General features: G+C 61.7%; 11 protein-coding genes. 8 read left to right on the top strand and 3 right to left on the bottom strand.

The features are described from left to right. Positions 1-270: 270 nt before the first annotated feature. The 8 genes from EN862_RS07640 (at position 271) to EN862_RS07605 (ending at position 7,336) form a co-directional block, all read left to right on the top strand. Complete coding sequence (locus tag EN862_RS07640) at positions 271-1,473, top strand: glycosyltransferase family 4 protein (protein WP_127863519.1); 1,203 nt, start codon at positions 271-273, stop codon at positions 1,471-1,473. 269 nt (positions 1,474-1,742) lie between these two features. Next, on the top strand, positions 1,743-2,534 hold the full coding sequence (locus EN862_RS07635) for a glycosyltransferase family 2 protein (RefSeq protein ID WP_127863518.1): 792 nt from the start codon (positions 1,743-1,745) through the stop codon (positions 2,532-2,534). A gap of 50 nt (positions 2,535-2,584) precedes the next feature. After that, complete coding sequence (locus tag EN862_RS07630) at positions 2,585-3,298, top strand: hypothetical protein (protein WP_112127516.1); 714 nt, start codon at positions 2,585-2,587, stop codon at positions 3,296-3,298. A gap of 220 nt (positions 3,299-3,518) precedes the next feature. Next, positions 3,519-3,752 carry a hypothetical protein gene (locus tag EN862_RS07625; RefSeq protein WP_127863517.1) on the top strand — a complete coding sequence of 78 codons (234 nt, stop codon included), beginning with the start codon at positions 3,519-3,521 and terminating at the stop codon, positions 3,750-3,752. An 82-nt stretch (positions 3,753-3,834) separates the two neighbouring features. Then, positions 3,835-4,719, top strand: a complete 885-nt coding sequence (locus EN862_RS07620; RefSeq protein ID WP_127863516.1) for a glycosyltransferase family 25 protein — start codon at positions 3,835-3,837, stop codon at positions 4,717-4,719. A gap of 181 nt (positions 4,720-4,900) precedes the next feature. Further along, a complete protein-coding gene (locus tag EN862_RS07615; RefSeq protein WP_127863515.1) occupies positions 4,901-5,083 on the top strand; it encodes a hypothetical protein in 183 nt (60 codons plus the stop codon). Positions 5,084-5,313: 230 nt separating this feature from the next. After that, positions 5,314-6,390, top strand: coding sequence for a histidinol-phosphate transaminase (locus EN862_RS07610; protein ID WP_245519518.1), 1,077 nt, complete (start codon positions 5,314-5,316; stop codon positions 6,388-6,390). Positions 6,391-6,418: 28 nt separating this feature from the next. Beyond that, on the top strand, positions 6,419-7,336 hold the full coding sequence (locus EN862_RS07605) for an allantoinase PuuE (RefSeq protein WP_245519517.1): 918 nt from the start codon (positions 6,419-6,421) through the stop codon (positions 7,334-7,336). Positions 7,337-7,397: 61 nt separating this feature from the next. On the opposite strand, the gene EN862_RS07600 is transcribed toward EN862_RS07605, so the two are convergent. The 3 genes from EN862_RS07600 to EN862_RS07590 form a co-directional block, all read right to left on the bottom strand. Beyond that, complete coding sequence (locus EN862_RS07600; RefSeq protein WP_189400870.1) at positions 7,398-8,300, bottom strand: SMP-30/gluconolactonase/LRE family protein; 903 nt, start codon at positions 8,298-8,300, stop codon at positions 7,398-7,400. Positions 8,301-8,376: 76 nt separating this feature from the next. Continuing rightward, a complete protein-coding gene (locus EN862_RS07595) occupies positions 8,377-10,794 on the bottom strand; it encodes an FAD-dependent oxidoreductase (RefSeq protein ID WP_127863513.1) in 2,418 nt (805 codons plus the stop codon). A 149-nt stretch (positions 10,795-10,943) separates the two neighbouring features. Beyond that, on the bottom strand, positions 10,944-12,599 hold the full coding sequence (locus tag EN862_RS07590) for an ABC transporter substrate-binding protein (RefSeq protein WP_127863512.1): 1,656 nt from the start codon (positions 12,597-12,599) through the stop codon (positions 10,944-10,946). Between the last annotated feature and the right edge of the window lie 26 nt (positions 12,600-12,625).

The following is a 12,625-nucleotide window of genomic DNA, read 5'->3' as shown; positions in this document are numbered from 1 at the left end:
AGCCGGTAAAAGGCCGTGTCGGTTATGCTTCTGCGCACAACGCTTGGCCAGGCCGTTCTGCTCAATGTCGCGTTTCCCCATGCCAGAAGTGACCGAACGTCCGGGGCCTGGACCAAAAAGGCTTCAGACCGGGCGCCGGGTTGATCTTTGCCTGCTAAATGCAGCAATGCTAAACAAACCGCAAGCTGACGGGAGCCGGAAGCGGATCGATCGGCTTGGCGCCGGGCTTTCCTACATCCCCCCGCTTGAGACAGCGGGGGTGCCCTCTAGATGCAGACAACAGCTCTCCGGCCCGACGGCACCTCCCGGAAGCCCATTCTGTTTGTGCGCCGGCAATATTCGCCATTCGGCGGCGGCGAGATCATGCTCGACACGATAGCCAAGGAATTCCGCGCGAGGGACATGGCGGTCGCGATCATGTCCGGCGACTGGCCGGCTAGCGAAGGCATAGAGTTCATTCGCTGCACCGGCCGCCACTTCCCGCGTGCGTGGCGGGCTCGATCCTTCGCCACGGCGGCGTGTCGCAGGATTTCGCAGCTCGACCCGGCGCCGGTGCTTGTCCAGAGCAACGACAGGTTGCCCTGCTGTGATATCTTTCGCGCCGGAGAGGGAGTCCATGCAGCCTACCTCGCCGAGCGCCGCCGGCTGTCGAAATTGGACGGCGCAGGGCTCAGTCTCAGCCTGTTTCACAAGGAAATGCTGCGTCTTGAGCGGCTTACCTTTCGAAGCGCAGGGCTCAGGGCCGTGATCGCCATATCGAAAATGGTGGCCGACGACATTCGTCGCCACTATGATTTTCCGGCCGACAGGATCCACCACATACCCAATGGTATCTCTCTGGCCGCGTACAACGTTGCGCTGCGCGACGAGCACCGGGCAAGGGTCAGGGCGCAGCTGAATGTTCTCCCGGATAAGCCCGTCATTCTGTTCGTCGGCTCCGGCTTCACAAGAAAGGGTCTCGCACCTCTCATCGAGGCCACGGCGATTCTGGAGTCCCTTCCGGAACTGTGGGTCGTCGGGCACGATACCCGAATGGAGACTTTCAGGCGCCTCGCGCAAAAGCGCGGCCTGGGTGACCGTGTGAAATTCGTCGGGCCGCAAAAGGATGTGAGGCCATGGTACGGGGCCGCGGACATCGCCGCCCTTCCATCGGTGTACGAGCCCTTCGGGACTGTGGTTCTGGAGGCCATGGCATGCGGGCTGCCGACCGTGGTGAGCACGATGTGCGGCGGCCGCGAGCTGGTCGAGCGCTTCGACCCTGCCCTTGTCTGCAATATTGCGGAGCGGGATGAGCTCGCGACGAGCCTCCGTCGAGCCCTGCAGCACTCCCGCTCGGGGGAGACCGCCCATTTGCTCAGGCAGGCTGCGAGCCAGTACGGCCTCGACACCATGATCGACAGGACCGTCTCCCTCTATGAAAGCGTCCTGGCGGAAAAGCGTCGAGAACAGGCAGCGGCCGCGCAGCGGATTTAAGTGTGACCGCGGCGCAACTTTGTTAGCCAACGACAGTTCCACCGGCCTATTGTTGCCCTCACCCGCCCCGACAGGCTTGCGTTGATAGCTGCCGTTGGGGCATATTCGCGTTTACGAATGTTCTAAATCGGCGGAAAGAGGGCCGTCCGTAAATTCGTTGTACGTCGCGATGTCGGCGATTGCCGACCTCATTCTGGCTTGGAGGTCCGGGGGCGGATGTTCACTGATCATAAATTCAACGGACCTTGGCCGTTGATCGATGGGTTGAGATGATGCCGAAGCTATCGGTCATCGTCATCACCCTTAACGAAGAGGCGTGCATCGAGCGTTGTTTGCGTTCGGTTGGCTTTGCCGACGAAATCGTCGTCGTCGACAGTGGCAGCACAGACAGGACCCGTGAGATCGCTGCTGCCATGGGTGCTGAAGTGCACGTCACCGAAGACTGGCCGGGCTTCGGCGTTCAAAAAGGCCGCGCGCTTGCCGCAGTCACCGGAGACTGGGTACTGTCGTTGGATGCCGATGAGTGGGTGGACGCTTCTCTCGCCGCGGAAATAAAGAAAGCCATTGCGGACCCGCGAGGCTGTGCAGGTTTCGAGATCCCCCGGAAATCGCGCTTCTGCGGACGCGTTGTAAACCATGGAAGCTGGTCTGCGGACTATGTCCTGCGCCTGTTTCGCAGGGATGCTGGTCGCTTCACCGACTATCCTGTCCACGAGAAAGTTGTCTTGCGAGGTAACCTGTCTCGCCTTTCCCGCCCCCTGGAGCATGATTGCGTAACCGATCTCGGTGACGCGCACCGTAAGATTCAGATGTATGCCCAAGCGTCGTCTACGCATATGGAAAATATGGGAAAGAAAGGATCCATCACGAAGGCGATCCTCCACTCCGCCTGGGCTTATCTTAACAGCTATGTTATTCGTTTCGGCATGCTTGATGGAGCAGTTGGTCTTCTGGTGGCCGGATACTGCGCGACTTATACCTATAGCAAATGGTCGGCCGCCCCATCCGCCGGCCGCGCCGATATACCGGTACGTGAAACCCCGGCTATAAAAATGAATTGAGCAAGTCTCCGATTATAGATCTTTCGACGATTATTTGCGCAGGGAATTAAATGGCGGGTAAGCAGTCAATCTGGATCGGTTTCGATCCTCGTGAAATCGATGCGTTTGCGGTCGCTCGCAACTCGATAAGGCGCCACATGATCTCACCCGTGTCGGCGCGCGGGGTGGTGTTGGCGGATCTCAGGGCTCGGGGGCTCTACACCCGCCCGACAAGCCGGAAGGACGGCCGCCTGTGGGATGAGATTTCTGAAGCTCCAATGGCAACGGAGTTCGCCTGCTCTCGTTTCCTGGTGCCGCATCTGGCGAATTCGGGTTGGGCTTTGTTTATGGATTGCGACATGCTGGTCCGCAGGGACCTGCAGCGGCTTTTCGGTCTTGCGGACCCGTCAAAGGCGGTGATGGTGGTCAAGCACAATCACCAGCCGACGGTGGACGTTAAAATGGATGGGCAGGCCCAGCTCCGTTATGCCCGCAAGAACTGGTCGAGCGTCATGCTTTTTAACTGCGACCATCCGGCGAACAAGGCTCTGACGCTTGAACTTGTCAACTCCGTACCCGGGCGGGACCTGCACCGTTTCTGCTGGCTGGAAGACGATCTGATCGGCGAACTGTCGCCCGAGTGGAACTGGCTGGTCGGTCACTCGGATCCAGGGATTGATCCCTCCATCGTGCATTTTACGGACGGAACCCCCGCCATGCCCGGCTATGAGCATTGTGCTTATGCCGACGAATGGAGGTCGGAATTGATCAGGTGGGCAAGCTGATGCCCTCGGTATCCGCCAGCCATTCGCAAGACACTGAACCAGCGCTAGGAGACCCCTGCTCTTTCGGGAAAGGCTATTTTTCGATCAGGCGGCGCTAATGCCTTCCTCAATTCCTTCATGATAGCCTGCCACCGAACAAACGGCACACATTACAGTAGCGGCGACCAGTATACTAGCACGGTCACCGACTCCGACTCGCGCCAACAAGTAACTTATCGCTGTGGTGCCGATCAAGCCGGATAAGCCGGACATCAATACAATAATCTTCCACGACGAAAACATTTGGCGATCTCCCGAGCCAGAGCAAATAAAAGCAAAATGCGAGCAAGATTGCCAGCTTAAATTTAAATCACTTCGATTAATTCCGGAGCAGACCGACAACGGGATCTCCGGTCGCCGCGAAGCCCGGATCGGCTTGAAGGTCGAAATGGAATGCGCGATTGTCCTCGTCTAGATGAAGGCCCTGGCAAAGGTCCAACGAGGCCAATGGATGCGTCATTTGAATTCGCGCTAATCCGCCGAGGGTGTCATCAGGTATGGGTTCAACCGAAATAGAAAGCACAGCCGGCACGACGGATATCCTTCTGATAAACCTGAATAAATCCGTAGACAGGTTAAGGCTTCAGGAAAGGCAGTTTCGGCGGATCGGGACGACGTTCCGAAGGCTGGAGGCTGTCGACGGAGCTTTGCTGCCCGACGACGAATTCCGCAAGCACGCCTATTTGTGGGAACGTCCTCTAAGCCGGTCTGAAGTGGGCTGCCTGCTTAGCCATCAAGCGTGCTGGCAGCAGGTGATCAGGAGCGGCGTGAACACGCTGATCTTGGAAGACGACGTGGTGCTCGCCCCCGAGATCGCCGCCTTCCTGCGTCATGCCGCAGCGGTAAAAGGTGCCATTGCGATCAACCTCGAAGCCCGTAGAGACTTGCGGCATCTGTCGACCGAACCCGTGACGCTCGAAGGGCTCGGCGATTGCCGCATCTTTGAGATGCTGATTGGAACGAGTGGCTCGGGAGCCTATTTTCTAACGCCCGATGCTGCAACCCGGCTCGTCGCGGATATTGGCCGCCGGGGTCCGATCGCCGACATCTATATCTGGAATGCTCGAGGGGTGAGCCGGTTGCAGGCCGATCCCGGCTTTGCCGCGCCTATGGATAAGATGCGCGGGATATTCGGCCATCATCTGCCCCGCCTGGGAGCAACGACGATCACCCGGGACATGAGCCTTGCCCGGAAACTTAGCAACCCCAGGCTGCTCGTCCGTCGGGCCATTGGCCAGCTGCGACTTGCCGGCGCCAAATGGAAATCGTTCCGGCATGCGGAGCGCCGGCGCGTGTCGCCACTACCTTCGATCCATGCCAGCTATCAGGCGATTGTGGATGACAGCCTCAACGAACATGTTCCGGAGCTGCAGGGCGAGTAACTGCCCGCGGGATCGTCCGTCATCCTGACCGGCTCCGGCGCCGGCCTGATGGGAACATCGGCGGCGCCGAAGCTGGTCCCCGAGCAATTTGTGCACCGTTGTCAGGCCATATATTAGCAAAAGCTTGTATTTGTTGATCCGCAGTTGGATAATATCGATCGGGCATCTGAGGGTTTGTCTGATGCGTTGGCCCTTGTTCGTCATCGCGCTCATTGTTGGCTTCATTCTGTGGGACCGCTTCGAGAACGACGGCACCTACACCGCCGAAGTCGAGCGGAGTTTCCGTAACGCATCGTTGGACATGCCGGGAGGCGGCAGTTGGAAGCCTCCAGCCATCACCGTCAACCACGACGCATTTAAATAAACCCTGAACGCCTCGCAGGGCGAGTTGATGACAATCACGAAAACCCAATCGCAGGAAAGCCGGCTGGTCCGGCTAACGACGAGAGGGCATGCGCCACCGCCTCTACCCTCACCCGCATGGGCCAAAATCCCATAGCCATTGTGCCGGCGAATTTTGCTTTGCGGCTTGATCGGCCTGCCTTAGCCTCGTTGTGCAACACCTTGCCGACAAGCCGATAGCCGGACCATGCCGTGCCTTTGAAAGCCACCGCCCATATCGAGGCCATGTCCGCTTTCGCGCTGGCGAATTTCGGCGGCTACGACCGGCCGACGCTGGCGCAGAACGAGAGCGCTTTCCCACCCAGCCCAAGCGCAATCGAAGCAGGCCGCGACGCCGTGGCGCGCAGCCACCTTTATCCGGATCCGGACTGGACCTTGCTGCGCGATACGATCGCCACGGCGTATGGCGTCGAGCGCGACCTTGTCCTGTGCGGCGCCGGCTCGATGGAGCTGATCGCCTGCACTATCGCGGCCTTCGCCGGTCCCGGCGCGGCCGTGCTGGGCACGGACTATGCCTATAATTTTGCCGCCTCGGCGGCAGCCCGTGTCGGGGCGACCTACGTCAAGGCCGCGGAGCGCGGCTACGAGGTGTCGATCGACGCGATCCTGGCGGCGGTGTCGCCTGCGACGCGCATCATCTTCGTCTGCAATCCGGGCAACCCCACCGGCACGCGCATCAAGAACGCCGAGCTGCTGCGCCTGCGCGCGGCGCTGCCCGGCGACGTTCTCCTGATGATCGATCAGGCCTACGGCGAATTCGACGACCAGGATCCGCAAGCCGTTTTTGCGTTGGCCGGGCGCGGCGACACGGTCGTGCTGCGCAGTCTGTCCAAGGCATACGGTCTCGCCGGAGCGCGCATCGGCTGGGGCCTGTTCGCGCCCCAGATCGCCGCCGAAGTGCGCAAGATGCAAAATTCCAACCAGGTCTCGACGGTCAGCCTTGCCATGGCCGTCGCGGCCGTCGAGGACCAGGCCCATATGCGCGCGACGGTGGCGCGCACATCGGACATTCGCGACCGCTTCGCGCAAGGCTTGCGCGCCGCCGGCTACGAGGTCTCGGAAAGCCGGACGAATTTCGTCCTGGTGCGCTTTGCCGACACGGCGGCAGCGGCGGCAGCCGACAACGCCCTACGTGGCGCCGACATCTTCGTGCGGGGTCTCGCCGGTTACGGCCTCACCGATTGCCTGCGCATCACGATCGGGCCGCAGGACGTCATGGATCGCACGCTGCGCGCGCTCACCGCCCTGCGCGGTCGGCAATGCTGGTAAGGGTTTTTATCCGAGGGGATTTCAAGACGTGACGTCCGACATGCCGTATCTGCCCGCCCGCGATTTCATCGGCTATGGCGAGCAGCCTCCGCAGGCTGAATGGCCCGGCGGCGCAAAACTGGCGCTCAACATCGTCGTCAATTACGAGGAAGGCGCGGAATACTCGATCGGCGAAGGCGACGGCGTTTCCGAGACGATCCTGTCCGATCTTGCCGTGTCGCCGGCCGTACCCGGCTTGCGCAACCGCAACATGGAATCGCTCTATGAATACGGCTCGCGCGTCGGCGTCTGGCGGCTGATCTCGTTGTTTCAGGACAAGGGTGTTGTTCCCACCTTCTATGTCGTCGGGCGCGCGCTGGAGCTAAACCCGGCCGCGGGCAAGGCGATCGCTGCGCTCGGCAGCGACATCGTCTGCCATGGCTGGCGCTGGATCGACTACGCGCCGCTCAGCGAAGAGGAAGAGCGCCAGCACATCGCCATGACGGTGGATGCAGTCCGCGAGATCACCGGCGTCGATCCGACGGGCTGGTACACCGGCCGGCCAAGCCTCAACACCAGAAGGCTGGTGGTCGAGCATGGCGGCCTCCTGTTCGACTGCGACGACTACAATGACGACCTGCCCTATTTCGTCGATGTCGGCGGCAAACGGCATCTGGTCGTGCCGCACAGCTTCGACAACAATGACAGCCGCTTTTCGCGCGGCTCAGGCCTGGAGACGGGAAGCCAGTTCTTCGACTATGTAAGCGACGGCATCGACTGGCTGCTCAAGGAAAGCCAAAAGACCCCGCGCATGATGACGGTGTCGCTGCATTGCCGGCTGGCGGCCCGGCCGGGCCGCATGATCGGGTTGGAACGCTTCCTCGACAAGATCACTGCCAACCCAGACATCTGGGTCTGCCGCCGCTCCGACCTCGCCCGCCACTGGCTGAGCCGCTTCGGCGGCTGAGCCAGCTATCGGCAGTCGATTAGCCGGCGGGGCCAGCCAGCGCCGCCCGTAGGCGAAGCCCCTACTTGTTCGGCACCTCATAGACCTTGCCGTGCCAAGGCGCGGCGTCGATCTGGTCGAGCGCCATCACGTAAAGCATTTTCTCGTCCGGCCCGAAGGTGAAGTTCGGCATGGAAGGCGACGGCACCGAAAGCGTGCGCAAAAGCTTGGCGTCCTTGTCGACGACGATGATCTTGCCAGGCGCGTCGAGCGAGCGCGGGCTCTGGCCGATATACATCTCGCCTTGCTTGTCCATCTTGATCCCGTCGGGCCAGATATGCGGCTGGTTCGGGAAGAGATCGTCGAGCCGCAGGAAGACGCGGCGATTGCTCAGGCTGTGGTCGGACGAAACATCGAACTCGATGATCCGGTTGTCCTCGGTCTCGACCAGATAGAGGATCTTGCCGTCATTCGATAGGACGAGGCCGTTGGCATTGTGCAGGTCGCCGGCGACCTTCTTCACGCTGCCATCCTTGCCGATGTAATAAGCTGAAGCGTCGATCAGCGGGCCGCCCTTGCCGGATCCGGTGAAATAGACGCCGCCATCCTTGTCGGGCGCGAAATCGTTCGGCCCGCTGAACGGCTTGCCATCCGTATCCTTGTCATAGGCCGGCAGCGTCTTGCCGTCGGCCGAGATACGGCCGATCGTGTTGTTGTCGTAGCAGGTGACGAGGAATTCGCCGGTCGTCGTCGGCAGCACGGCCGAAGGCCCGCAGCCATCCATCTTCCAGAAGATATCGTTCTTCTTGCCGTCCCACACGTCCACGGAGCCGCGACCGTATTCGACGTAGAAAAGCTTGTCCTGATACCAGATCGGACCTTCGGCGAACCACGCGTCGTCGTTGACCACCTTGACGTCGGCCGCCTGTGCGGCAGTCGTCAGCACCAGGGCAAGCATCGTGCCCAGCAAATGCCGTTTGATCATGCGATTCCCCTTTATTTTTAGTTGCTTGAAGTCCTCTTCAAATGTCGCGTATTCCCAGTCGCCAAGCGTTCGCGGCTTACGACCGCAGCCGCTTGCCTTCCGGATCGAAGGGCGGATGCGCGAGCAGCACCGCATCATGCGGTCGCCCGAGGATGGCGACGGTCACCTTGTCGCCGGCCTTTGCGGTTCCCGCCTTGACGTAGCCCATCGCCAGCGACTGCTCGACGAAATAGCCATAGGCGCCCGACGACACCTGGCCGATCGGCGTGCCGTCCGGCAGGAAGATCGGCTCGCCGCCGGTGGCGTCGGCATCCATGGCCGACACCGAAAGCATGATCAGCTCGTCGCGCGCCGGCTTCTCGGCGACGGCGAGATAGGCGTCGCGGTTGAGGAATTCCTTGTCCGTCTTGATCAGGCGGTCGAGCTTGACCTCCTGCGGCCAGTATTCCGGCGAATACTCGCGGCTCCAGCTGCCGTAGCCCTTCTCGACGCGCAGCGACATCAGCGCCCGCGAGCCGACCGGCCCGGCGCCGACCTCCGCGCCCGCCTTTAGCAACGCGCGGTAGAGCTCGACCTGGTCGGCGGCTTTGCAGTGCAGTTCCCAGCCGAGATCGCCGGTGAAGGAGACCCTGAGCGCCACGACATCGACGCCGGCGACAGTGATCTGGCGCGAGCGCATGAAGGGGAAGGCTTCGTTCGACAGGTCGTCATTGGTGAGCCGCTGCAGCAGTTCGCGTGATTTCGGCCCGGCGACGTTGAACCCGCCCAGTTCCTCGGTGCGCGAGCGAAAGGTCGTGCCTTCCGGCAGCGGCACCGATTTGAAGAAGCGCCGATGAAAACGCTCGGCCATGCCTGAGCCGATCACCATGAACTCGTCCTCCGCCAGCCTGGTCACGGTGAAGTCGCCGGCGATGCCGCCGCGCTTGCCGATCAGCGGCGTCAGGCAGGAGTTGCCGACCTTGGTCGGCATGCGGTTGGCGAAGAGCGCGTTCAGCCAGGCTTCGGCGCCCGGACCATTCACTTCGTATTTGGCGAAATTGGAGATGTCGATGATGCCGGCATGCTCGCGCAGCATACGAGCTTCGCGGCCGACCGGCCCCCACCAGTTCTGCCGCGTGAAGCCGACCGTTTCCTCGCGCGGCTCGCCTGCCGCAGCGAACCACAACGGATGTTCCCAGCCGAAATTGAGGCCGAACACGGCGCCCATCTCCTTCTGCATGTCATAGGCCGGCCGCGTCCGCACCGGGCGGCCAGCGGCGCGCTCCTCGTTCGGGAAATGGATCTTGAAGCGGTGGCTGTACTGGTCCTGCACGCGCGCCTTGGTGAAGGCCTTGCCGGCCCAATGGCCGAAACGGGCCATGTCCCAGCCGAACATGTCGAGTGAAGGCTCCCCCTCGATCATCCATTCGGCGGCGAGCTTGCCCATGCCGCCCGACTGCGAGAAGCCGGGAATGATGCCGTTGCAGCAGAAATAATTGCTGAGCTCCGGCACCGGCCCGAACAGCACCGCGCTGTCCGGCGACCAGATCATCGGACCGTTGATCACCTTCTTGACGCCGGCGGTGGCGGCCGCGGGAACACGCTGAACGGCGCGCATCATGTTTTCCTCGATACGGTCGAGATCGTCGGGGAACAGCTCGTGGCCGAAATCCAGCGGGGTGCCTTCCTCGGCCCAGAATTTCATGTTGCGCTCATAGGCGCCGATCAGCAGCCCAAGCCCTTCCTGCCGCAGGTAATATTCGCCGTCGCGGTCGGCGACCGACGGCAGGCGCCGGCCCATCGAGGCGATTTCGGGAATGGTCTCGGTGACGAAATACTGGTGCTCGGTCGGGATCAGCGGCAGCTGCAGGCCGGCCATGGCGGCGACCTCCCTGCCCCACAGTCCAGCGGCGTTGACCACCCACTGCGTGCGGATATCGCCCTTCGGCGTGCGCACGATCCAGCTGCCGTCAGCCTGCGCCTCGGTCGCTGTCACCGGCGTGAAGCGATGGATCTCCGCGCCGCGCTGCCGCGCGCCGGCGGCGTAGGCGGCCGTAACACCCGACGGGTCGACATTGCCGCCCTCCGGCTCGTACATGATGCAGCGTATGCCGTCGAAATCGACCAGCGGATGCAGCCGCTCCGCCTCGTCGCGGCCGACCTCGTAAAAATTCATCTTGTAGCGTCGCGCCTTGGCTTCCTGGAGTCTCAGCTGATGCTCGCGCGCCTCGGTCTGTGCGAGATAGAGCGAGCCCGGCTGGAAGATGCCGCAGCCCTGGCCGGTCTCGGCCTCCAGCTCCTTGTAGAGCGCCATCGTGTAATGCTGCAGGCGGCTGATATTGGTGGAATCATGCAGGCCGTGGATGTTGGCCGCCGCGTGCCAGGTCGAACCTGAAGTCAGCTCGCTGCGCTCCAAAAGCACGACATCCGTCCAGCCGAACTTGGCGAGATGATAGAGGATCGAGCAGCCGATCAGACCGCCGCCAATGACGACGGCTTGTGCATGAGTGCGCATTCTTGAGCTTTCTTCCCTGTGTTCTGCGACTTGTCTCGCGCTCTTTGGCAGCGCTTTGGGATTTCATCTAGCTGACTGATCAATCCCAGTCGCCGGTGAATTCAGGGGCGCAAAATTGCGCCCCTGACCATTGCCTTGATCTGCCGGGTTCAGGCCTTGTCCAGCCAGACCTTGTCCAGCTGCAGCTCGAAGGTCTGGTGCATGCCGAGGTTCTTCACGTAAGGGGCAAGATGGCGGTAGAGCGAGCGCCAGAACGCCTGGACCAGAATGCCGGAGTCCTGCAGGATGAACTCCACCTCCTTCATCAGCTCCTTGCGCTTGGCCGGATCGGCGACGGCCATCGCCTCGTTGAGCTTCTTGTCGAACTCAGGATTGGCGTAGCCGGACTCGTTCCACGCCTCGCCGCTGCGATAGGCGATCGCCAGCACCTGGACGCCCAGCGGTCGCATGCCCCAGTCGGTGGTCGACCACGGATATTTCGTCCAGTCGTTCCAGAACGAAGAGCCCGGGATGATGGTGCGCTTGACCTTGAATCCGGCCTCGCGCATCTGCGCGGCGACGACGTCGGCGGGGTCCTTCACATAGTCGGCATCGTAGGAGATCAGCTCGAACTCGTGGTCCGTCTGGCCAGCCTCGACCATCAGCGCCTTGGCCTTTGCCAGGTCGCGCGGAACTTTCGGCAGCGCGTAATATTCCGGATGGATCTGGCAGACATGATGGTTTTCAGCGACTTGCCCCAAGCCGCTATAGCCGAGCTTCAGCACCGTCTCGTTGTCGACCGCGAGCTGAATGGCATTGCGCACGCGTTTGTCGTCGTAAGGCTTGTTGGTCACGTTGGTGCGCAGCACGATCGTGCCGGCGGTGACCACCTGCTCCTTGACCAGGCCCATGCTGTCATAGAGATCGACCGTGCCGCCGACCGTCTGGTAGTTGCAGTCGATCTCGCCGGCTTCGAAGGCGCTGCCGATGGCGGGGTTCGAGGCGTCCGATCCGTAGTCGGTCCAGTCGACGCCGTCGAGATAGGGCTCGCCGCCGAACCAGGTGAAGTCCTTGCGCCGCCGCACGGAGGCAGACTCGCCGACCTTGTAGGAGATCAGCTCATAGGGGCCGGTGCCGGGCGTCTTCAGCATGTCGGCGCCGTTCTTGTCGAAGTCGCGATGGACGATGACCGCCGGATAGTCGGAAAAACCCGGGATGATGGTGACGTCCGACTGGTTGCATTTCAGCTTCACCGTATGGTCGTCGACCTTGGTGATGGCGCCGGCGGCGGCCTTCTTGGTGGCGGGATCGATCAGTGAGCTCATGCGGCCGGCCATCGAATTGCCTTCGGCCGCCTTATCGCACCAACGCGTGATGTTGTAGACGATGTCGTCGGCGTTGAAGTCGTCGCCGTTCGACCATTTCACCCCCTTGCGCAGGTGCAGCGTGTATTCGGTGGCGTCGTCGCTCACCTCCCAGCTCTCGACCAGATGGCCCTCGAAGGTGAAGTCGGTGGTGTAGCGGATCATGTAGTCGTTGCACTGGCGCATGACATTGGCGATTTCGGACCAGTCCCAGCTGCGCGGATCCTTCATATCCTTGATGATCATCTGCATCTTCAGGATGCCGCCCTTCTTGCCGGGCAAGGGTGCAGCGGCCTTGGCCGGCTCGATCCCTGCCATCGAATAGGCGAGCGCCGTGGAAGCGCCCATCACGCTTGCCATGGCCAGGAATTCGCGGCGGTCCATCCCACCCTTTTTGACTTCGGCTGCGTAGCTTTCGATGACCGCCGGGACGCGGTCACCGTTGCTCTTGAACATCGTCATCGTTGTTCTCCGGTTTAGGGCTTTTT

Origin of the sequence: Mesorhizobium sp. M2E.F.Ca.ET.219.01.1.1 (genome assembly GCF_004016445.2) — a bacterium.
Classification (GTDB): Bacteria; Pseudomonadota; Alphaproteobacteria; order Rhizobiales; family Rhizobiaceae; genus Mesorhizobium.
This window is presented reverse-complemented; position numbering and strand designations above follow the sequence as displayed.